Source organism: Rufibacter aurantiacus (assembly GCF_017916345.1).
Taxonomy (GTDB): domain Bacteria; phylum Bacteroidota; class Bacteroidia; order Cytophagales; family Hymenobacteraceae; genus Nibribacter; species Nibribacter roseolus.
The window spans coordinates 696411-719600 of sequence record NZ_JAFMSV010000002.1; the positions used below are offsets into that span (position 1 = coordinate 696411).

The 23190-nt window shown below is 54.6% G+C and carries 10 protein-coding genes; all 10 read right to left on the minus strand.

The window, feature by feature from the left end:
• Positions 1 to 53: 53 nt before the first annotated feature.
• Positions 54 to 1247: a galactokinase gene (locus tag J3P34_RS08280; RefSeq protein ID WP_210487792.1), complete on the minus strand. Its 1194-nt coding sequence runs from the start codon at positions 1245 to 1247 to the stop codon at positions 54 to 56.
• A gap of 77 nt (positions 1248 to 1324) precedes the next feature.
• The gene (locus J3P34_RS08285) at positions 1325 to 3409 is read right to left on the minus strand and encodes a DUF2264 domain-containing protein (RefSeq protein WP_210487794.1); all 2085 of its coding nucleotides are present in this window, start codon (positions 3407 to 3409) and stop codon (positions 1325 to 1327) included.
• Between the two features lie 74 nt (positions 3410 to 3483).
• The gene (locus tag J3P34_RS08290; protein WP_210487796.1) at positions 3484 to 4632 is read right to left on the minus strand and encodes a glycoside hydrolase family 88/105 protein; all 1149 of its coding nucleotides are present in this window, start codon (positions 4630 to 4632) and stop codon (positions 3484 to 3486) included.
• A 55-nt stretch (positions 4633 to 4687) separates the two neighbouring features.
• Complete coding sequence (locus tag J3P34_RS08295) at positions 4688 to 6049, minus strand: BNR repeat-containing protein (protein WP_210487798.1); 1362 nt, start codon at positions 6047 to 6049, stop codon at positions 4688 to 4690.
• Between the two features lie 142 nt (positions 6050 to 6191).
• Positions 6192 to 9347, minus strand: coding sequence for a beta-galactosidase, LacZ type (gene lacZ / locus J3P34_RS08300; RefSeq protein WP_210487800.1), 3156 nt, complete (start codon positions 9345 to 9347; stop codon positions 6192 to 6194).
• Positions 9348 to 9464: 117 nt separating this feature from the next.
• Entirely contained in the window at positions 9465 to 11939 is a 2475-nt protein-coding gene (locus tag J3P34_RS08305; RefSeq protein WP_210487802.1) for a glycoside hydrolase family 2 TIM barrel-domain containing protein, read from the minus strand.
• Between the two features lie 115 nt (positions 11940 to 12054).
• The gene (locus J3P34_RS08310; RefSeq protein WP_210487803.1) at positions 12055 to 13662 is read right to left on the minus strand and encodes a glycoside hydrolase; all 1608 of its coding nucleotides are present in this window, start codon (positions 13660 to 13662) and stop codon (positions 12055 to 12057) included.
• An 86-nt stretch (positions 13663 to 13748) separates the two neighbouring features.
• Positions 13749 to 15461 carry a RagB/SusD family nutrient uptake outer membrane protein gene (locus tag J3P34_RS08315; RefSeq protein ID WP_246853601.1) on the minus strand — a complete coding sequence of 571 codons (1713 nt, stop codon included), beginning with the start codon at positions 15459 to 15461 and terminating at the stop codon, positions 13749 to 13751.
• Positions 15448 to 18531 carry a SusC/RagA family TonB-linked outer membrane protein gene (locus tag J3P34_RS08320; RefSeq protein ID WP_210487805.1) on the minus strand — a complete coding sequence of 1028 codons (3084 nt, stop codon included), beginning with the start codon at positions 18529 to 18531 and terminating at the stop codon, positions 15448 to 15450. The genes J3P34_RS08315 and J3P34_RS08320 overlap by 14 nt, the downstream gene beginning before the upstream one ends.
• 206 nt (positions 18532 to 18737) lie before the next feature.
• Complete coding sequence (locus J3P34_RS08325; protein ID WP_210487807.1) at positions 18738 to 22844, minus strand: hybrid sensor histidine kinase/response regulator transcription factor; 4107 nt, start codon at positions 22842 to 22844, stop codon at positions 18738 to 18740.
• Between the last annotated feature and the right edge of the window lie 346 nt (positions 22845 to 23190).

Here is a 23190-nt window from a genome sequence, read left to right on the forward strand (position 1 = left end):
TTGAGGTAATATTGCCGGATTTCAAGCCTGTTTTTCTGAAAATGGGCCTGAAACTAGCGGGTCCACTCGGCCTCTCTGCCGGTGGCCTCGGGTTTGGCGGTCTGCACCAAACCAGTGCCGTCCACAATGCGGGCGATGTAGATGGGCAGCGAACGGTTGAATTGCTGCAGGTAGGCTTTCTCTACGGTCTCGGTGAACTTCTCCAGTCCGGACAGTCTCACCAGGTTGATGGTGCAACCCCCGAAGCCGCCGCCCATCATGCGGGCACCCAACACGCCTTCGCACCCTCGCGCCACCTGGGCCAGGAAGTCCAGCTCGGGGCAGCTCACCTCGTAGTCGTGCTGCAGGCCCTGGTGTGAGGCGAACATCTTCTGCCCGAAGGCTTTCAGATCACCACGCTCCAGGTCAAGGCAGGCCTGCTCCACCCGCAGGTTCTCCTGCACCACGTAAGTGCAGCGGCGGTACACCACGGGGTTAAACTCGTCTTTGTGCTCCTCCAGCATTTCCAGGGATACATCGCGGAGGCTATTCACCTGTGGGTAGTGTTTCTGCAGCAGGGCCACGCCGGTTTCGCATTCCTGACGGCGGGTGTTGTATTCACTGGAGGCCAGCGAGTGCTTCACCTGCGTGTCGCAGAGCACGAGGCGGTAGTCCCGCATGTCAAAGGGAAAGTACTGGTACTCCAAGGAGCGGCAGTTCAGTCTTATGACGTGGTTGCGCTTCCCGAACATGCTGGCGAACTGGTCCATGATGCCGCACATCACCCCGGCGTACTCGTGCTCGGCCTTCTGGGCCATCTTCACCAGTTCCATCTTCTCCAGTCCATAACCGAAGAGATGATTGAGCGCGTACGCCAGGCCGCATTCCACTGCCGCCGAGGAGGAAAGCCCCGCGCCCATGGGGATGTTGCCCCCGAACACCAGGTCAAAGCCCGGCACCGTGTGCCCCGCTTTCTGGAACTGCGCCACCACGCCCAGGAGGTAATTGGCCCAGGCGGTCTGGGTGGGTGCCACCTGTTCCAGGTTGAAGGTACCCCTCTCGTGCAGGTCAAAAGAATAGGCCCGCATAGAGGTGGTCCCGTTCGGGGCGATGGCGAAGTAGAGCTCCCTGTCGATGGCGGCGGGCAATACGAAGCCCTCGTTGTAGTCGGTGTGCTCCCCGATGAGGTTCACCCGGCCCGCCGAGCGGATCACGATGGGCTCCTGGTTGTAGAGTTTCTGAAAGGTGGTGATGATGTCTTGAACCATGGTTGTACTTCTGTAAACTTATGATGAGGTGCTTCGCCCGAGGGCCGCAAGCTTTTGTTTTCTAGTTCTGTGATGATCTAATCAAACCGCACAATCTTCTTCTCGCCTTTTCTGAAGGAGACCGTGATGCTTTGGTCCTTAGAAGAATGCTCAATTTTCTGCACGGGCACCAACTCGTCTTCGGTCCATTTCTCCCCGGATTTCTTCCAGAGCATGAGGATTACATAGGGGTCTGCCTTTTGCCCGGGTTGGAAGTTATCGGTGGCGTTCAGGAGCGTGCTTTCCTGGCTTTCGGGGTGCAGACCGGTGGTGTTTAGGTTTTCCAGACCGTCCCAACCTTTGAGCGAGACCATGGCCAGTTGGTACTCGCCGTTGTCAATGATCTGCACCTGGTGGCCTTTCACCTGGCGGGTTTCTTTTTTGCTGGGTCCGTTTTTCTGCGGCAACGCGTAGTGGCCCAGTCGCACCTGCACCGCCTCTTTGCTCAGGTTCCGGTCTACCCGCAGGATGCCGTTGGGCAAGGGAATATCTGCTAAGCTGAAGCGAACATTCTCGTCGGTCTCCAGCACCACATCGCGGTAATAGATGCCGTTCTCAAACTTTTTGAAGGTGTAGAGCCGGAAGGCCTCCCACTGGTTCTTCTTATTTTTGACCACGTAGTTCATGGCCACCTCGCCGTTGGGGCCATCGGCCTGCCAGGGGAAAGCACTGTGGTAGGAAAGGCGGTTGTAGTTCTCGGTGGACCGGAACAATTGCCAGTCTTTGGCGACCGTTTCATGGCACCAGGCCCGGACCTCAGAAGCCCTGAGGTTGGGGTAATCGGTGATGAGGATCTTGGAACCCTCCTGAAACTTGTTGTAGACCTTTCCTTTGGTCAGTTCTTTCTCCCAGGCGCCCTCGTTTTCCACGGCGGTCCAGAACGGATTGCCTTCGGGCACGAGCAAACCCAGAAACGCTTTGCCCATCCAGAAGGCGCTGGCGCGGGCGCTATAGATCTGCACGGCCGGTTCATAGGCGCCGTAGAAACCCAACGTGGGAATGTGATCGGCGGCCATGAAATCAGGGTTCTGCAGGAACTGGAGTAGGGTGCCCGAGGCGATCCGGCGCATCCAGCCGTAATTGGTGCCGGTTTCCTGCACCAGGCTCATAAGTGGAAAGGGCACCACGGCGGCAAAGCGGTAAGCGATGCTGCGGCCCCACATGATCATCTTGCCGTCGCGGCTGAACAGGTACGGGTAGTTTTCATCCAGTTCCTTGAAATTGGCCAAGAAACGGGCGGCGTATTCGGGGTAATGCTTCTTCCCGAAGAACTCTGACCAAAGCGGTCCATACATCTGGAAGGCCCACATGCTGTAGTAGTCGTAGGCAGGGCTGTCATGGTACCAGCCCTGGCCGCGGTACTGCTCCAGCGATTGATCCAGGTATTCGAGCATCAGCTTCTCGTTTACCCCGTAGCCCTGCTCCTTGAAGAAACTCAGCACGAAGATGTTGAAGAACCGCCAGTTGGAACCCACGGTAGGACCATCGCCGTAGCTGAGCATGGTCTTAGCCAAAGCCTCTTTTTGGGGAGCGGTCAACGGCTTCCAGAGAACTTCCGGAGCATAGAACAATGACACTGCCAATCCGCCGAACTCCACCAGAATCTGGCTCGGTCCGCCATCAGCTGCCCGTGGTTTCACATAGGTAGGACTGGTGGGCTCAGTCAGTTTCACCAGTTGGCGCCGGTAATAGTCGGCTACTTTTATGCCGTTGATTTGCAGGTTGGGGTTTTCCTTGAGCAGGGGCACCGCCACAAACAGGGTGCGGCAGAGGCCTTCCAGCATCTCGGTGGGCGTATGAACGCCGTCGAGCGGGTAGCTTTTGCCGGGTTGCTTGGGGAACACCATAGGGTCCTCCACGGTCTTCACGTACTGGAACGCGCCCTCCAGCAGGTAGTGCGCCGCGTCTTTCCAGTGCTGGCGGGTCATGCCCGTGTGCGGACTGGTCTTGAAGTCAGGGTTGATGACCTGGAAGGTTTTCCGGCCCGCTCCCGCCTTTGCAGGATTCGTCTCTGACTGCGCCCACAGATGGGTACTGAACAACATGGAGACAATCAGCAGAAGAACACTGGCACGGTACCGCATGGAGTTAATATGTTTGATTCTTTTGATCTCTTGGTTCATCAGGTATTTCCAGCAAAGCCGTTTTAGAGCTGTTTTCAGGAAATCGGGGTTAAAACACGCTACCTGGGATTTACCTAATCCAGCAGCCGGTACATCTCCGAGGCAGCCAGCAGGAAGGCCCCTACCCCGAAACCGGTGGTGGAGTTCACGTCTACCACTTGCCCGGGGATGGCTCTCTCCCCGATGGGTTGCACGTAGCCGATCTTGCCGTTGGGCTGCAACGCGGTGTTGGTCAGGTAATAGTAGCCTTTGGCCGCCCCGGGCAGGTATTCTTTTTTGTCCAGCAGACCGTTGTTGATGCCCCACAGGAAACCGTAGGTGAAGAAGGCAGTGCCGCTGGTCTCCGGTCCGGGCGCGTGCGCCGGGTCCAGGATGCTTCTGGTCCAGTAGCCTTCGGGTCTCTGCGAGCGGGCGATGGCGCTGGCCATGTCTTTAAAGCGCTGCTCGTACTCTTTGCGGTGCGGGTCTTTTCTGGGCAGATCCTGCAGAACCTTGGCTAAACCGGCAAACACCCAACCGTCACCGCGGGCCCAGAAATCCTTTTTGCCGTTGGCGCTTTTGTGTTTGGGGTAGACGTACTTGGCATCGCGGTAGTAGAGTTTCTCCTCTTCGTCATACATGATGGAGTTGGCATAGCTCAGGTAGTCGTGCAGTTTCTCCAGGTACTGTTTGTTTCCGGTGACCCGGTACAGTTTGGTCATGACGGGCATCACCATATAGAGGCCATCGGCCCACCACCAGTAATCGTTTTGGGGCGTGCCCATCTGGTATTCCATGACCTCGCGGGCGCGGGCGATTTTGCGGTCGTCATTGGCGCCATCCAGGCAGTAAAGGTCAATGTAGGTCTGGAAACAGATCTGCCAGTCCCCGAACAGCACGTAGTCGTCTTTCTCGCCGTAGGAGTATTTCCAATCAGCTTTGCTGGTTGACTTGGCGCCCATCCACTGGTTCTGCTCGGCCCAGACCTCGGAGTACTGGCGGTAAGCTTCGTTTTTGGTGATTTTATAGGCTTCCATGTTGCCCGTGTGGTAGGCGGCCACATCCCAGAAAGCCCAACCGGGCGTGGGGTTGGTGCTCTGCCAGTAGGCGTTGGCTTTATTCAGTTGGTCGGCTACTTCTTTTTTGGAGGCCGGCAGCAAAGGGTGCCTGTGCTTGGCCACCCCAGAGGTAGCCCAGGTGCCCAAGAGCAGCAACAGCGTTAAAATGGTGTTCTTTTGAATCATGCTTATTCCATGCGGGGAACAGCCCCGGTTTATCTATACTTTTCGGAAAACAGGCTTAAAACTTCGGCTTCCACTCCACCACTTGGATGGGCTGCGGCGCGATCTTGGCCTGTCCCTCCCCGTCTACCTGGTCTACTTTCTGCACGAACAGGTTCAGGATCTGCTTATCCTTCCAGAGTTCGGTGTCATAGGTGGGCTCCCAGGAACCCAGTGATTCCGGGGTTAAATCCTGAATAATCCATTTAGGGTCTGACATTCTATTGATGACCAGCGCCGAGGCTTTGCAGCCCCGCTCCTCGTCCCGGAAAATCAGGAGCACCGATGCTTTCTCGCCGGCGTTTTTCACCATGATCTGCGGCCGCGCGATGGGAATGCGTTTGGTGCCCACCCCACTCAGGCTGAAAGGCGTTTCCCGGAAATCCAGCGCCAGTTTTTGCCAGGTCTTGCCGGTGTGGTACACCAGATGGTACTGCGGAATGGTAGATCCCGCCTCCCGCCAGTACGTGGCGATGAAGGGGTTCCCCTCCTCATCAGCAGCCATGGAGGTCTGGTTGATGAGTTCGCTGTTCTGCGGAATCACCAGGGCTTTTTCGGCGGTGGCTTCGGTGATGGGCAGAGTGTACTTTTCGCCGGTGGATTTCTCCCAGGTCTTGCCGCCGTCAAGTGAGCGGGCATAGGCCAGGTCATGGTTACTGGCTACATCGGGGCTCTCGCGCCACACCCAGGACACGTGGAGGGTGCCTTTCTTGTCCAGGTAGGCTTGCCAGTAGGCGTTGCGCTTCCCCTCGCCATTGATGAGGTTGCTGTGCTGTTGCGTCCATTCCTGCGTGTTGGTGTCATAGCCGTTGATGACCAGGTTACCTTGGCCCGAGCCGCCGTCGCGGTAGAAGAACAGGAGGTTGCCGTTGGGCAATCGGTAGAACTCAGGGTAAGAGACCACTTTTTCGCGCTGGCCCGTCATGGGCATTTTCTCGGTCATCTGCAGGGCGCCGGGGCGCACGCTGCGGGCGTAATTGAGCGGGTTGTTGTGGTGGTCCCAGGAAAGGTGCAGGAAACCCTTGCCGTCTACCATAATGCTGATGGTGTTGTGGGCATCGGCGGTGTTGCCTTTGAAGCTGGTTTTCTGGATCTCCCAGGTAGCGGCCCCGCTTTTGCGTTTGGCCAGCATCACCGAGCGGTCGGCGGCATACCAGGCGGTGTACTGCGTATCTTTAAAGGTGACCAGCGAGTTTTTCCGGAAGGCCACCACGTTCACGGAGTTATTCGCCCAACCGTCAGACACGTGGGTAATCTTCACATCACTGCCTTTCGTTTCAGCGGCGTTTTTGGAAAATCGGCAGGAAAGGGCACCCAGCACCAACGCCACGGCGAGGAAATGGGAAAAAGCTTTTATGAATGTATGTAAATGACCAACCATGAATCACTGCTGAGCGGATGAACCTACCCTTGGGCTAACTCAAGCCGCTGTGTTTTCCCCGATGAATGCTCCTTCTTCTGCGCTGGCAGGGAGGTACTCCCCGCCAGCCACAGTAAAAGGAAAAGGCACCCTTTCAACCTTCTCATTTGATGGTCAGCTTGGACGTTTCCTTGGTAACAGGCCGGATGACGTAGCTGTAGGTGTATTTCTTCTCCGTTAACCGGTAAGGGTCGTGCGGCAGACGTCCCCAGCTGTCATCACCGCCTAGGCCTCTTTGCGCCAAGTCAATGTGCAGGCTCACGAAATCCTGCTTCTTCAGGTCTACCGGGTGGCGGTTGATCTTTTTAGGACCTTCGTCAATGTCCTCGGCCAGGTAGTTCAGGGCGGTGAAGTTGATGGGCTGCAGGCCTTCCACCACAATGCCGTTGCCGGCGTTGTTGGTGAGTTCCACCCAGCGCACATCGGTTTTGTTTCCGCTTTCCTGCGGCCTGATGTAGAATTGGTAGTACTGGTTTTCTACCTTGTCTTTGTACAGACCCACAAGTGAGGAGAACTTACGGTCGCTGTAGTTTTCCCAGGGTCCGCGGCCGTAGTACTGCAGGTTCTCGTATTTGTCATCCAGTTGCAGGCGCATCCCGAAGCGGGGTAACTCAGGCATCTCAATTCCGGTCATGTCTATAGAAGCGGTCACCTGCACCGAGCCGTCGTTCTGGATGAGGTAGTCCACGGTGTAAGGAATCTGCTTGTCGGTAAGCGCGTACACCACTTTGAGAGGCTGACCCTGGGTTAGGCGCTTGCCCACCTCCACGCTGACCACTTTCATGTTCTGGTGGGCGTTGCGCCAGGCCGCCAGTTTCTCCGGCATGTTGTTCCCGAAGTCGTTGTCAGTGGCGGCGCGCCAGAAGTAGGGCTCCGGGAATTTCTCTATCGTTCTAAGGCCGTTTTTCTGAAAAGAGGCCAGTTTCCCGGTCTTCAGGTCAAACTCGCCAGACACGTTACCTGAGGTGAAGGTGAGCTTGTCGCCTTTGGCTTTGGTTTTCAGTTTCCCCTCGGCAGTGGCTTTGGTGAAATAGGCTTTCTCATTGATGGCAAACTGGTCGCGGGTTACCTCATGGCCGACCGGCACAAACGCACTGGCGTTTTTGGTGTAGGCGAACACATTCACGAAATACTCCTCGCCCGGTTGCGGATTGAAAGCCGGCAAAGGCAAGGTCACCTCCTTGGTTTGCAGCGGAGCCGCCGTCACCGCAAAATCGCCTTCTTTCTGCACCACCCCGTTTTTGATCAGTTGGTACCTGAAGGCGATCTGGTTCAGGTCGGTGAAGCCGTACTGGTTGGTCACGGTGATCACGCCTTTGCGGGCGTCTTTGGCGTTGAACTGCACGCCGGCGTACACTTTTTTTACCTCGTTCAGGCCCGGTTTGGGCGTACGGTTAGCCGATACCACCCCATTGGCGCAGAAGTTCTCGTCGTTGTACAGGTGGTCGCTGCCCAGGTCTCCGCCGTAGGCCCAGAAGGTTTCGCCTTTGTCGTTCTTGGTTTTGATGCCCTGGTCTACCCAGTCCCAGATGAAGCCGCCCTGCATGTGCTTGCTGCTGTTGATGATGTCCCAGTACTCCTGGAAGTTACCGTTGCTGTTACCCATGGCGTGCGAGTACTCGCACATGATGTAAGGGCGCTCCTTTTTAGCGGCAGCGTAGGATTTCATGTCCTTGATGTTGGGGTACATGGGCCCCACAATGTCGGTGTTCCAGTCTTCGCCGGCCTGTTCAAACATGATCAGGCGGGAGTTGTCGCGGGTCTTGATCCACTTGTAGGCGTCATGGAAAACCTGGCCGTTGCCACACTCGTTGCCCATGCTCCAGATGACCACCGAGGCGTGGTTTTTGTCGCGCTCCAGCAGGCGTTCAATGCGGTCAATGTGCGCGGGAGCCCACTCCGGCAGGTAGGCCGGGTGCTTGCTTTTATCGAATTTACCTTGCCACTCGGCGCCCATGCCGTGGCTCTCGATGTTGGCTTCGTCTACCAGGTACAGGCCGTACTCATCGCAGAGTTTGTACCACAGGGGATCGTTGGGGTAATGGCTGGTGCGAACGGCGTTGACGTTGTAGAGCTTCATCAACTCGATGTCTTTCACCATGGACTCCCGGCTTAGGGTGCGGCCGTTCACCTCGTCATGCTCGTGGCGGTTCACGCCTTTGAACAGCACGGGCACGCCGTTCACCAGCATCTGCGAATTCTTCAGCTCCACCTTGCGGAAACCCACTTTGCTGCCGGTTACGCCTATGGTTTTGCCGTTGGCGTCTTTGAGGGTGATCACGCAGTCATAGAGGTTGGGCTGTTCGGCGTTCCAGGTGAGCACGTTGTTGAGGGTGCCGTTGAATTTGAGTTGCAGCTTACCGGTTCCTTTCGTGCTGATGCTCTTTTCCTGGGAGAACGTTTTCGCGTTGTTTTTGTCAAACAGCTCCAAAAGCACAGTGGCTTTGTCTGCGGTCTTGCCGGCGAACTTGCGCAGGTCTACCTCAGCGCTGAACAACCCGTTTTTGTAGGTGTTGTCCAGATCGGGTTTCAGGAAGAAATCCCAGACGGTGAGTTTGGGCAGGGCCTGCAGGTACACGTTGCGCTCCAGACCGCTCAGGCGCCAGAAATCCTGGTCTTCCAGATAGCTGCCGTCGTGCCAGCGGAACACCTGCACCGCCAGTTGGTTTTCGCCGGGTTTCAGGAACCGGGTCACGTTGAACTCCGCTGGCGATTTGGCGGCTTTGGTCATGCCCACTTCCTGGCCGTTCACAAACGCCCGCGCGTACCCGGAGATAGACCCGAAGTTCAGCATCACTTCCTGCCCGTTCCAGGCGGCGGGCAGGGTGAAATTGCGGCGGTAGGTTCCTACCGGATTATAGGTTTGGTCGATGTACGGCGGCTTGGGCGGGAAAGGGTACTTCAGGTTCGTATAGATGGGAATATCGAAGCCCTGCAGCTCCCAGTTAGACGGCACCTGAATGTTGGCCCACTTACTGTCATCGAAGCCAGGCTTGTAGAAATCCTGAGGCCGCTCAGCCACTGATTTCACGACGGAGAACTTCCAGGTTCCGTTGAGGGACTGATGGTAGGGAGACGTGCTGTAATCGTTTTTACGGGCGTCTGCGGCGTTGGCGTACAGCATGAAGTCCACGTGGGGTTTCTCCTTGTTCCGCTCGTACACCTTGGGGTTTTCCCATTCGTTGACCCCTTGCCGTGCCACCGCGAACTGTGACAGGAAGAGGAGACAAAGAGCGAGTAACTTTCGCGTGCGTATCATGGGCAATTTTGTAAAAATGAGTTGTAAATAGGTACTTCTATGGTTGGGGAATCTCTTTTGGATAGAGCCTCCCACGCTGTTAAATGGACAGAATTCCTGGCCTTAATCTCGCAATCTTTATTTCACCGATGCTGAACTGGCGCCACCTGACATTCCGTTTTGGGCCTGTTTTACCGTAAACTCTACCGTTTGAGGCGTCAGGCCGGGCGACTGGATGGTGACCTTGACTTTTCCGGGTTTTTGGGTTGCCTGCACGTAGGCAAGCAGTTTCCCGCGCAGCACTTTCCGCTTCTCAGACTGGTAGTTCTCCAGGCCCGAATGGCTGCCGTTCTCCAGGCCCAGGATCTTGGCGGGTCCTTCTACCGTGAAGGTCATCTCGTTTTCGGCGCCGTACACCAGGTTGCCGTTCTTGTCTACCACGTTGATCTCCACATGCGCAACGCCTTTTCCGGTCAGGGTTTTCTTGTCGGCTTTGGCCTGGATGGCGGCGGGGGCGGCGGCGGTAACCAACACGTCACGGCTTACCTCTTTCCCGTTCTTGTAGGCTTTGGCCATCAACTCGCCGGGCGCATACACAAAGTCCCAATATAGCGAGCGTTGAGGACTCTGGGCCAGCGATTTTCTGCCCAGCGATTTGCCGTTCAGGAAGAGTTCTGCTTCATCGGCGTTCGTGAAGCAACTCACCCGCACGCTGTCGTTGGCTTTCCAGTTCCAGGTGGGGTCTGCCCTCCGGTGGCTCCAGATGCCGTTGTCCTGGTTCTTAGGAACCGGAGAGGTCCCGATGTACACCATAGGTTTGTCTGACCACAGGCTTTGCCGGAAGAAATACTCGGGCTTCTTGAATCCGGCCAGATCCAGCAGACCGGCGCCGTTGCTGCGGCTGGGCCATTTTCCTGCCTCGCCCATATAGTCAATACCGGTCCAGAGGTACTGCGCCGAAATATAGTCATTCGTGTCCACGGCGGCCCAGGCATTCAGGCGCATGCCGTTTTCGCTGCCGTAAATGATTCTGTCTGGGTATTTGGCGTGGTCCTCAGGGTAGCGGTGCTCCTGGTAGTTGTAGCCTACAATGTCCAGCACTTTGGGGTAATCGGTGAAATTGGACATCACCACCCCGGCCAGGGCCGCCGTGATAGGCCGGGAAGTATCATGCTTTTTCGCCACCTCCACCAGATGCCTGGACAGCTCGCTCAATCGGCTGGCCGGCGGATTGTTGGGCTGGTAGCCTTTGCCGTAAATCTGCGGGTTGTTGCCCGTGTTGAGCACCTCGTGTGAATAAGGGTCATTGGGGTAATCAATCTCGTTCCCGATGCTCCACATGATGATAGAAGGCCGGTTGCGGTTCCGCAGGATCATTTCCGCCAGGTCTCTATCGGCCCATTCCTTGAAATGCTCGTGGTAGCCGTCTTTGCCCGGGGTGCCTACGTTCCAACCGGCAATCCATTTGTTTTTACCGGTTTCCCATTCGTCAAAGGCCTCGTCCTGTACCAGGAAGCCCAGTTTGTCGCAGAGGTCATAGAGGTAATCGGCGTGGGGGTTGTGGCTCATGCGCAGGGAATTAACGCCACCTTCTTTCAGGGTGATGAGTCTTCTTTCCCAAACTTCCTCCGGCACCGCCGTGCCCAAAGCGCCGGCATCATCATGGATGCAGACACCTTTCAGTTTCATGTTTTTCCCGTTCAGGAAGAAACCTTTGTTCGCATCAAAGGCAATGCTTCTGAAGCCCACCTGCTCCACGGTCTCATCGGTCTTTTTGCCGTTCACGAACAAAGATACCCGCAACTGATACAAAGCAGGCTGCTCCACCGACCACAGCTTGGGGTTGTTCACCTGGAAGGACAAGGCCGCTTCGGCTTCTTTCCCGCCGGTGACGCTTACCTGCTTCTGGGCCTGGTTCACCACCTTGCCTCCTTTGTCCAGCAACTCGGCTTTCACCTGTACATCGGCTGCTTTGGCGGAAGCATTGGTCACCGATACTTTCACGTTGGACAACGCCTTGGCCGCGGATACCTCCGGGGTAGTAAACGCCACGCCCCATAGGCTGATGTGCACGGGCTCTACTGCCACGAGGTAGACATTCCGGTTGATGCCAGAGCCGGTATACCACCGGGAATCGGCGAACTGGGTATGGTCCACTTTCACCGCCACCACGTTGTCTCCGGTCTTGTTCAGGTGCTTGGTGATCTCGTACTGAAAGGGCGTGAAGCCGTTAGGTCTTTTGCCCAAGGCATGGCCGTTGATCCAGACTTCGCTGTTCTTGTAAACCCCGTCAAAGTAGAGGAAGAGTTGTTTGTTCTGTTGGGCAGCGGGCACTTTGAAGGTCTTCCGGTACCAGCCTATGCCGCCCGGCAGATAACCGGTGGCGCTAGCCCATTCCTGGCTGAAAGGCCCTTCAATGCTCCAGTCATGCGGCAGGTCCAGGCTGCGCCATTGCGCATCAGAGAAACCAACCGCCTCGGCTTTGGCTACGTCGCCTTTGTGGAATTTCCAGTTGTCGTTGAAGAGCGCCTTGGTGCGCGGCTGCTGTGCGAATACCTGCGAGGTATACATCAACAGCGTGGTGAAGAAGACGAGTAAAATTCTATTTCTCATTTATAGGGGAATTAAATGATGCTATTCTTTCAAGTTGTCTCTTTTGATTTGATGTTTTCCTCTGGAGCCGTTTTGAGGCTGTTTTCCTGAAAACAGGCATTAAATCCTGGCTTTATCAAAGCTGCACATCGGCCACGAAGGTGACAATGGAGCGGGGCGCCAGGGTGATGTCTTCCTGCTTTTCCAAGGTGGCACCTGGCTTCAGGCTCTCCTTGTCAGAAGTGACGTAGGGCTTGATGTTGCGGAGGGTGGCACCTTTTAGTTGCATGTTCAGCTGCACAGGAGAAATGCTGGAGTTGATGGCCACCAACACAAGCTTCTTCTGCTCCGTGTCCAGGTAAGCTGAGGCCAGCAAGGCATCGTTTCCTTTGTTATTGCCGGCTACCTGCAGGTCCACGCGCTCAGCCCCCGGCCGGATGAAGCGACTGTAATTACCCAGGGCCCACAGCATCTTGCTGTCATAGTAATTGCCGTCGGTTTTGTTCTGGTCAATGTAAATGAGGCCGTCTTTGTAGTTGTAGGGCGAGATGGCCAGCCACCATTGCCAGGCAGTGGCATTGGCTACTACCAAATCGTTATGGATGACGCGGGCCAGGTAAATGGCTGGGTCAATGCCCAAGGCGCGCTTGTTGCCGTCTATCTCGCCGGCATTGTCGCCCAGGATGCAGTACTCAGACTGCCAGAACTCCAGACCCGGCACTTCGGCCACTTTGCTGGCCAACTGTTTCCGGCTGGCTACGGCCTGGTCATGGGGAGAGGTGGTAAAATAGCTGTGCCCGGAGATCACCTTGCTCACGTGGGGTAAGTCTGCCACGTAATGCGGGGAACTCTTGGAGAAGAAAGCGTCAATCTGGTTTCCGCGGTTGGGTTTATCGGCTTGCTGGTAGAGGTAATCTATCTTGCCGGCTTCCGCTATGTCTATTTTAGTGGGTAGGTTTCTTCTGGCCAAGGAGGTGTTCAGCGCCCGGACAATGCCGGCCACATCCTCATTCATGAAAGGGGTTCCCTCCTGTCCGCCATCGCTCCAGTCCCACTGCGGTTCATTCACCGGGCTGATGTAGTCCATTGTGATGCCATGCACCCGTTGCATGCCCTGGATCACATCGGCGAGGTAATCAGAGAAGGCTTCAAATTTGGCGGGGTCAAGGTTGGGATTGCCGTTGGAGGCATACGCTTTCCCGTTGCGGGTAAGGTTCACGGTAGGGCTGTTGGGGAAAGCCAGGAACTTACTTACGCCGCGGGCCTGGGCGGCTTTCAGGAACCAAACCTGCCCGGCTTGGCGCTGCCAGTTATAGCTTTCGTTACTGTCTAGGAAAGACTCGGCACGGCGCCACTCATCTCTGATCCCGCTTTGTTCACCTTGCTGAGTACTGCCGGCGCCCATGTTAAACCGCCACAAAGACAAACCTATTCCCTTGGGCTGTCCGTTGGCATCAGAGGCGGTACTGAACAGCAAGTCAGCAATGGCGTTCTTCTTGTTTTCGGGCCAATTTCCCACAAACTGGCAGGACCAGGCGTCTGAGGCGGCAAAGTTGTCTATCTTCTGGAACCGCTTGGTCACGTCTATGGTAGCCGTCACTTTCACCGAGGCGTTGGTGGAAGGATCATCCCCTGCCCCGGTGGAACCATCGTCGGTGCAGCCCAGGAATGCGAAAAGGGTGGAGAGGAAGAGAGATTTAACCAAAGCAGATTCTTTTAAGACCCGGGGTATAGCTGTAAGCATAGTAAATTCCTTTTGGTTTGCACCATGAGCGTAAAGACTCCCATGGCGCCACGCAAGTGCACCATGGGAGATCTGTTACTGAAGGCTTAGTAGCCCGGGTTCTGTTCTAATTTATTTCCGGAGGCCTGGATCTCTGCCCTAGGAATAGGCAGCCAGTAATGCTTATTCTGGAAACTACGGCCTTCCAGGGCTACCTTGCGGTTGAACACGAAGTTGGTACCCTGTCTGGTGATCTCCATGCCGTAAGCAGGAGTGTTTTCTGTTTGTTCGGCGATCATCCAGCGGCGCACATCATAGAACCGATGCTCCTCAAAGGCTAACTCCACCTGACGCTCATTGCGTATGCGTTGGCGCATTTCGGCCTGGGAAAGTCCCGCGGGAAGTGGTGGCATGTTCACTGCCTGGCGCTGACGGATCATGTTGATGGCGGAATAGACTGTGGCATCCGGACCAACGGCTTCGTTCTGGGCCTCGGCGTAGTTCAGCAGGACCTCAGCAATGCGGAAATAAATCCAGGGCTGTCTTCCGGCCACGTTCCAGGGGTTCTGGATAGGGTTAGTATCATCCATGAACTTGCGTAGGTAATAGCCGGTCTGGGAAGTATTCCAGTTAGACGGACCATCCTTGCTGTCTTTTCCGCCGGGGGTGAAGGTCTCCACGGCCCGTCCTCTGTATTGCGCCCCATTGTAAAGGATGGTGGCGTAGAAACGAGGGTCCCTGTCTGCATACGGGTTCTGCGGATTATACCCTGAGGTTGGGTCTGAGATCATCTTTCCGTTGGACATCTCATATGCATCCACCAGGTTCTGCAGAGGCGCGTTTCCACCCCAGCCATCATACCCATTGGGTCCGTTGGCAATCTCCAGGGCTGTATGGCGTGAATTGAGGTTGTAATAGCGGGCGAAGATGATTTCCTTGCTGCTACCGGCCTCGTTGATGAACATATTGGCGTACTGCGGATCCAGGGTGTACAGATTCAAATCCATCACGTCTTTTGCCGCTTGGGCAGCCTGCGGCCAGGTTACCGTGCTTCCGTTCTGGGTATACAATGGGCTGGCGGCATAGAGCATCAGGCGGGATTTAAGGGCCAAAGCGGCACCTTTGGTGGCTCTTCCTTTCTGCCAACTGTTGCTGTTTTCTGCCGGTAAGGCAGCGGCGGCCTGGTCTAACTGCGCGGTGGCATAAGCGATACTCTCCTGTAGCGGAGCCCGCTGAAACAGGGCCGGATCAGTGAAATCCTCGCCTAATTGAGAAACCTTGTCTCCCACCAGTACTACCTTGCCGTAGTTACGGATCAGGTCATGGTAACGGAACGCTCTGATGAACTTCAGCTCGGCCACCAGCAGGTTCTTGTGCGACTGGCTCATGGGCACCTTGTCCACGTTGGCCAGGGCGTAATTCACCTCTCTTATGCTGCGGTAGCTTCTTCCCCACAAAGTACCTGTGATACCGGTATTCTCAGGAGCCAGCTGCCCGCGCTGCACCAACCAGGTGTTATCATCGCTTCTATAGATAGATTCATCTGTAAGGGAAGACCACAAGGCGTATTCCCAGCCCCTGCCAAAGCCCGGAGGCGCTCCGTCTGCTTCTTTGTCCTGTAACCGGGCGCCCAGGTAGCGGTTGATCACGAAGGACTCGAAGAGGACTGAATCTCCCACGATGGCTTCGTCAGATACCCTGTCGGTAGGCGTTACTTCCAGGAAATCTTCTTTACAAGAGGTCATGCACATTGCCAATCCTAAGGCAAAGGCAGAAAATATTTTCAGTTTCATGATGTGCTTGGAATTAGAATTTGACATTTACCCCCAGGTTGATGATTCTTTGCTGCGGGTAGAATTGTGCGTTCCCTGAGCTGGTCTCCGGGTCAAAATCCTTCACCTTGGTGAAAGTGGCCAGGTTGAAAGCGTTGGCATACACCCGCACATTCTCAATCTTGATTTTAGACAGTAAAGTAGAAGGCAGGGTATAGCCTAACTCAACGTTCTTCACCCTTAAGAAAGCGGTGTTGTACAACCAGAAGTCACTTGGGAAAAGCCCGCCGCTCACCGCAGAACCGGTACGGGTATCTACCCTTGGATAAGAACCGTTAGGGTTGGTTGGGCTCCATCTGTTATCTGCCCAGGTGCTGAAGAAGTTTCCGCTGAGTCCTACATCTGGCAACACGTACTGTCTTACTTTGGCCTGGCCCTGGAAGAGAACCGAGAAGTCAAAGGCTTTGTACTCTGCGCCCAGGTTCAGACCGTAGGTGATCTGTGGAATATTGCCCAGATCGGTTCTTACCATGTCATCGGCTGTGATCTTGCCATCCTTGTTGTAATCTTCATAGATCAAGTCTCCCAATTTGGCTCCGGATGGATGCGGGTATTTGTCCAGATCTTCCTGAGTCCGGAAGATGCCAATAGAACGGTACAGTAGGGAGGTATTCATCGGACCACCAGTTTGTCTCTGATAATCAAGGATACTTGGCGCCTCATCTATGAATACGATCTTATTCTTGGCGTAAGTGATGTTACCGGAGATGTTGTATCTGAAGTCACCGGCATTTTTATCAAACCCTAAGGTGGCCTCTATACCATTGTTGTTTACCTGACCTATGTTCTCAGAAGGCACCAGCGCATCTGAGCCCCAAGGGTTCACGATACCGGTTACAAATGGCACCGATGCGTTTCTGTTAGCCAGGATATCTTTCCGTTTCTGCTGGAAATAGATGAATTCAAAGTTGAAGTTGTTCAGGAAGATACCGCTCACCCCTACGTCTGTTTTCTGGGCTACTTCCCAGGTGATGTTAGGGTTGGCTAGTTTCACCAGGTTCAGGCCAGGGTACACCTCTCCGCCAATCACGTAGCGGTTGTCAAAGGAGTAGTTGTTCATGAACTGGTTGGAGCCTACGTTATCGTTTCCAAGCTCACCATAAGAAGCTCTAAGCTTCAGTTCGTTCATGAAAGGCAGGCTGTTCTTGAACCATCCCTCCTCAGAGATTCTCCAGCCCAGGGAAACACCCGGGAAGTAACCCCAACGGCTGTTCTTAGGGAAGTTAGCGGAGCCATCGGCGCGCATCTGCAATTCTGCCAGGTACTTCTCTTTGTAGTTGTAGGCAACCCGGCCCAGGTAACTTCTTCTGGTAAACACCCAGCTCCAGCCACCATTGCTTCTGTCATTAGGTCCGGTTCCACCCTGTGACAATTCAGGGGTAAGGATGGTAGGGAAGTTTCTGCGGCCAGCCTCTAAATGCTCCAGGCTGTTCTTGCTTTGCTCATAGCCCACAAAGGCGTTGATGCCGTGGTCGCCGAAGTGGCGCTCAAAATTCAATTTGATGTTGGCCGTAAGCAGGTTGGTATTCTCCTGGATCTGTGACAGGGAAGCTTTCGGCTCACCAACGGTGATAGGCTTGTAGGTGTCATTGCCTTCATAAGAATACACCAGGTAAGGCTTCACAAAGGATTTGGTAAAGCTTTGGCCTCTGTCTGCAGAGTAGAAACCGTCTACCGACAGTCCCTCCAGGAAGCCGAAGTCATAGCGGCCTCTCAGGATTCCGTTGAAGATAAGGCGTTGGTTTTTGTTCAGGCCAGCGGCATCGGTTACAATCATCACCGGGTTGATACCCCCTTCTACCCCTTGCGAGGGCAGACCGTTAGGATAGCGGGCCGGGATGAACGGATAGGCGCGGTACGTTTGCCAGAAGATTCCGCCGGCGCCAAACTGAGGAAATTGTCTGTCTTCCTGGCGGCCTGACAAAGACAACCCCACACTGAACCGTTCAGTGATGTTGGCGTCCAGGTTGGTTCTGAAGTTATATTGGTTGTACTTGGTAGCACCATCTTTATAAAGGGCGTCCTGGGAAAGGGTACCCAAAGAAGCAAAGTACTTCACGTTCTCCGTTCCTCCGTTTACAGAAAGACTCTGTCTGTTTTGCAGGGCATAAGGATCAAGTACCTCATCCAGCCAGTTGGTGTTGGGGTAGTTCAAAGGATCTGAACCGTTCCGGAAAAGCTCGATTTCCTCTGGGGTATAACGTTGGTTCAACCCACCGGCGGTGTTGTTGTAGTAGTCAATCTCGTTGAGAATAGAGGCATACGTAGCGGCATCAGCGAACTTAGGCAAGCGGGTTGGGGAAGAGAATCCCTGGTTGTAGCTGTAGGAAACAGTTGGCTTACCGGTGGTTCCTCTTTTGGTAGTTACCAGGATTACGCCGTTTGCGGCCCGGTTTCCGTAAACTGCCGCCGAAGCGTCTTTCAGCACGGTGATGCTTTCAATGTCATTGGGGTCTAGTCTGTCCAGGCCGCCAATCTGGCCGGGAACGCCGTCCACCACAATCAGTACATCGTTGTTACCAGTAGTGGCCAGGCCCCTTACTCTTACTTCGGCACCATCATAACCGGGCTCACCGCCGCGGTTGTTGATGACCACCCCAGAAACCCGACCTGCCAGGGCGTTAGACACGTTTGGCTGAGGGCTTTTATTGATGGCTGCCCCGCCTACCTCAGAAATAGACCCAGTAACGGTGGCTTTCTTTTGGGTACCGTAGCCCACTACCACTACCTCGTCCAAAGCCTTGGCATCGGTGTTCATGGTAACATCAATGGTAGTCCGGTTATTGATGGCTACCTCTTGGGTCTGGTAGCTGATAAAGGAGAACACGAGCGTTCCCTCGCCAGACGGGGTCTGGATGGTGTACGTTCCGTCTGCACTGGTGGGGGCGGCAGTGGAAGTTCCCTTCAGCAATACAGTCACCCCCGGCATGCCTGTACCGGTCTCATCGGTTACTTTGCCTTTCACGGTATGGCCTTGTGCCAGGGCCACCCCCATCTGAAAGAGCAGAAGAGGTAGTACCAGGAGGTACCTCTTTGTTTTGAGTAATGTTTGTAGCATTTGGAAGAATGGGTTAGTTTGACAATTCCTTAAGCGAATTCTTGAATTGCAGGCTTAGGCGGCGGCACTTTCTGAACTGCCAGGCAGCGCACCTTTTCGCTTGCTTTTCTATGTCAAAGGAACATCATCCTTCCTCATTAGAGAGGTGACAAACTATTATTTAAACGGGGGCATATGTGTATTTTTATCAAAAACACCCCTGTGTGTCAGCATATATCTGCTGTTTTAACAAATTCTGAGGGGGTGCAGCCAAACTCCTTGGAGAAGCACTGCCGGAAATACTTATCATCATTGAAGCCCACCTGGCAGGCCACCTCAAACACCTTATACTTGCCGGTCTTCAGGAGCTTGGCCGACTCCTGCAGCCTGAGGGTGCGGAGGTACTCTACGGGTGAGGCACCGGTCAGAAGTTTGATTTTCTTGTAAGCCAGGGACCGGCTCATGTTCAGGGCCGCCGCCAGGTCATTGACGTTGAATTCAGAATTGTCCAGGTTTTCTTTCAGGACCTCATAGATGCGTTTCAGGAATTGCTCATCAACAGAGTTGGTTTCCTTTTCTGGCTGCGGACTGTTGATGTTGAACAGGTTGAGGTAAAACTTCTTCAGTTTCTCCTGAGACTCCAGCAGGTTCTTGATCTTGATCTGCAGCAGCTCCGGACTGAAAGGTTTGGTCAGGTAGGCATCGGCGCCGGTATCCAGGCCTTCTTTGTGGTGGGCGAAGGCGGTTCTAGCCGTGAGCAGTACCACCGGAATATGGCTGGTTCTGATGTTGGTCTTCAGTTCGCGGCACAGCTGTATGCCGTCCATCACGGGCATCTTCACGTCACTGATGATGATGTTAGGATGGTGCGCCAGGGCTAGTTCCAACCCTTCTTTGCCGTTAGAGGCCTCCAGAATGTGGAATTGCTCGCTCAGATAGTATTTCAGTAGCTTTCTGATGTCTTCCTCGTCTTCCACAATCAGGATCTTCCGTTGGCCCTTTTTGGGGTGATTTCCAGAATCCAGGCTTAAAACGTCAGGCAAGGCAGGAATCCCTTCCGGCTTGGTTTCCGGTAACAGAGGCGTCTCCTCGGGGCTCACCATGGAGGCAGCATCCAGGTGCTCCACGCCCAAAGGTATTTTGAACCCGAAGGTAGCCCCGGTTCCCTCCTCACTCTGGACGTAGATATCGCCTTTGTGCAACAGCACCAGCCTTTTGGCCAGCGCCAACCCCAGTCCCGAACTCATCGGCGTGACTGGGTCTCCCTGGAAAAACCAGTCAAAGATGTGTTTCTGCTGGCTCACCGGCACGCCCCTGCCGCTGTCCTTCACCTCTACCGTGGCGGAGGCGTGGTCAATGGTGAGCGCCACCGTGATGCGGTTGCCCTCTCCCAGATATTTGAAAGCATTGGACAGCAGGTTGCTTAAGACCATCTCCAACTTCTCGCGGTCAAACCAAACCGGCACCGGCGCCTCTGGCACCTCCAGTTCGTACTGAATTTGCTTTTTGGAGGCCATATCTTGGAAAGAAATGTAAATCTCTTTCACGAAGCTCACTATGTCTTCTTCCTGCACCTTGAGGACCAGGCTACCCGCTTCCGCTTTCCGGTAATCCAGCAATTTATTGATCAGCGTCAGGAGTTTGTGGGCATTTCGGTACACCATCTGCAGTTTCTTACCCGCCTCAGAAGTGGTTTCCTTGTTGACCAGATCCTCCAGCGGACCCAGCATCAAGGTGAGCGGGGTTCTGAACTCGTGCGAAACTTCGGTAAAGAAGCTCAGCCTTTCGCGGGCAATGCGGCGCTCTTTGCGGCTTTGCGCCTTAGTCATCATTAACTTCCGGCGGAGTTTCTTTTGCCGGGCCAGGAAAGTGTAAACCCCAAACGCCGTGGCGATAATCAAAATCAGATACAGGCAATACGCCCAGTACGTCCGCCAGAAAGGAGGCGACACCACTATTTTCAAAGACGTATACTCCTGGTCCCAGGCGTTCTCCTGGTTAGAGGCTTTCACCTGAAACGTGTAGGTGCCGGGGCTCAGGTACCGGTACGTGGCCGAGCGCTGCTGCCCCACATAGTTCCAGTCCTTGTCAAAGCCTTCCAGCCGGTAGGCGTAGTTGTTTTTGGCCGGATGCGCATAGTCCAGGGCCCCGAATTCAATCATGAAAACCGACTGGTCTGGCCTTAAGGTGAGGGTTTGGTTTTCCTCAATGAGCTGTTCCTGCTGCTGGCTGCCTGGTTTGTTGAAAAGCTGCAGCCCAGTGATGAGGACCCGGGGAGCAGAAACGGTCTCCTTGATCTGGCCGGGGTAAAAAAGATTAAGGCCTTTGGTACCGCCAAACCCCAGGAGCCCTTCTTCCCTATTTACCAGTACCGAGCCCGGGTTGAATTTCCCACTCTGCAAACCATCAGAAAGCCCATAGTTATACAGCTTCCCGGTCTGGGCGTCTATTTTGGTCAAGCCCCGGTTCGTACTCACCCAGATGTTCCCGATGACGTCTGCCTGAATGGCGTAAACGGTGTTGTTTCCCAGGCCGTCTTTTTCTCTGTACTGCTGTATCTTGTTCGTAGCCAGGTTGTACCTGAACAGACCATCTTCTTCCGTCCCGATCCAGAGGTTTTGCTTCTGGTCCACGAAAAGCGCCAGCACCACCTCACTGGAGGGGTTTCGGCCATTCGCTTCAACGTAAGCATACTTTTTGAAGGTCCGGGTGCCGGGCGAGTAACAGCTTAAGCCTCCTCCGTAGGTGCCAATCCACAGGCGACCGGCCTTGTCCTCGGCAAGGGCCCGCACGTCATTGGAGGTAATGCCGCTGTTGGCCGTATTGAAGTTCTTGAAACCCTGCCCTGCGGGTTGCAGCAGGCTCAGACCGCCGCCGTTGGTGCCCACCCACAGGTTTTTCTTTGAATCCTCGAAAAGCGCGCGCACATCATTGCCGCTTAAGGTGCTTACGTTGGCCGGGTTATGCTGGAAATTCTGGAAAGAGTCGGTCTCTTTCTTATACAGGAACAAGCCTTTAGCATAGGAGCCGAACCATAGGTTCTGTCTGGAGTCTTTTAGCGCACTGAGAATGGCATTGTCACTTAAGCCTTTTCCAGGCTGGGAGCTGGCATAATGGCTGAGTATCCTGCCCGTTTTATCGCATTTGTAGATGCCGTTGCCATCGGTGCCCAGCCATAGATTGCCTTCCGCATCGGTACAGATGCCGTAGTAGCGGATCTCGTTTGGGGCCGATTTCCCAGAAATGTCCTGAGAAAGGCGGAATTTGATGAACTTCTCATTTTCCCGGGCTACCATCTTAATACCATCACCGTAGGTGCCTACCCACAGGTTCTGGTCTTTGTCTTCAAAAAGGGCCTGCACCGACCGCTGGGTGAGCGGACGCCCGTCTTTGCCCTGCGCCTCGGTGAAGATGGCTTTTTCCGGGCCGTTTTTCCTTAAATGGCGCAAATCCAGTTGGTACACCCCGCCATCTTGCAGGCCCACCCACAACATGCCCTTGCTGTCCTCTAAAACCGAAAGGACGATGTTGCTATTCCGGAAGTATTCTGAACCCGGGAAGGCGGTAAAACTTCTGTTGTCTCCGGCATAGAGATACAGGCCCGTGGAGGCACCCAGCCAAACATGCCCCGACCGGTCTTCATAGATGCAGGACACGCTGGCTCCGGCTAAACCTTCTGCGGCGGGAAGCGGAACTTTGCCCAGCACGGTTCCCTCCTTCACCTGGTACACATGCACGCCGGCTTCCTGGGTGCCTATCCAGAGCCATCCTTTGCTGTCTTCAAAAAGGCTGATGATTTTATCGCTGGGGAGGCCCGGCAAGTCCTTTTTCCGGTAAGCCCTGAACTGGTTCTTCCCCCGATGGTAGAAAGACACCCCGGCTCTGTAGGAAGCCACCCACAAATTACCTGACTTAGACTCCGCGATGTCACTGATGTCATCGCCCGCGAGCGAGCCTATAACCCCGGCCCGGTAACTGTAATGCACGAAGGCCTCGCCTTTGGCGTTGAAGCGGTTCAGGCCGTGGCGAGAGGAGACCCACACCATTCCCTTGGAATCGGTGAAGACTTTGCGGATGAAGTTTCCGGTGAGGCTGTTCTCCCGGGCCGGGTCATATTTAAAGACTTTGAAGGAATAGCCGTCAAAGCGGTTGAGGCCGTCTTCAGTGGCAAACCACATGAGACCCCGCTGGTCCTGGCTGATGCTGGTGACAATGCCCAGGGATAGTCCTTCCTCCACGCCATACTGGCGGATGATGTTTCTAGGCTGATTTGGCAAAAAGGAGGCCAAAGGAATAGCAACCCCTAGCAGAATGCTGAGTTGGATTACTTTCAAATACAGAGACAGCCGTACCTTGTGCCCCTTTATGATATGCTTAATGCTGGTTTTCAATTCTTCAATTCCCGCCTTACAAAACTACACCTACTCCAATCACCATCAACCTTGCCCCTTCCTAAGTAATAGCTTCCTTCTTCTTTGTACATGGAAGTTTGCCAAAATAAATGTGCCCCGCAAGGCATACGCTGAATGCAGCGCATAATCATTCCCACCATTTAGGACTCGTTTTCCTGAAAACAGGCCCAAAACAGCAGGGTACCGCTTTAACCCTGCAATAAGCCCCGACAATGCCTTTTGTACCGGCGGTATAGTTTTCAAGGGTTTCAGTTGGCGCATCATAAAG

Coding starts and splice junctions, on each gene's coding strand:
- lacZ (WP_210487800.1), bottom strand. CDS start 9,347: ATGATACGCACGCGAAAGTTACTCGCTCTTTGTCTCCTCTTCCTGTCA.
- J3P34_RS08315 (WP_246853601.1), bottom strand. CDS start 15,461: ATGTCAAATTCTAATTCCAAGCACATCATGAAACTGAAAATATTTTCT.
- J3P34_RS08295 (WP_210487798.1), bottom strand. CDS start 6,049: ATGGTTGGTCATTTACATACATTCATAAAAGCTTTTTCCCATTTCCTC.
- J3P34_RS08320 (WP_210487805.1), bottom strand. CDS start 18,531: ATGCTACAAACATTACTCAAAACAAAGAGGTACCTCCTGGTACTACCT.
- J3P34_RS08305 (WP_210487802.1), bottom strand. CDS start 11,939: ATGAGAAATAGAATTTTACTCGTCTTCTTCACCACGCTGTTGATGTAT.
- J3P34_RS08290 (WP_210487796.1), bottom strand. CDS start 4,632: ATGATTCAAAAGAACACCATTTTAACGCTGTTGCTGCTCTTGGGCACC.
- J3P34_RS08280 (WP_210487792.1), bottom strand. CDS start 1,247: ATGGTTCAAGACATCATCACCACCTTTCAGAAACTCTACAACCAGGAG.
- J3P34_RS08310 (WP_210487803.1), bottom strand. CDS start 13,662: ATGCTTACAGCTATACCCCGGGTCTTAAAAGAATCTGCTTTGGTTAAA.
- J3P34_RS08285 (WP_210487794.1), bottom strand. CDS start 3,409: ATGAACCAAGAGATCAAAAGAATCAAACATATTAACTCCATGCGGTAC.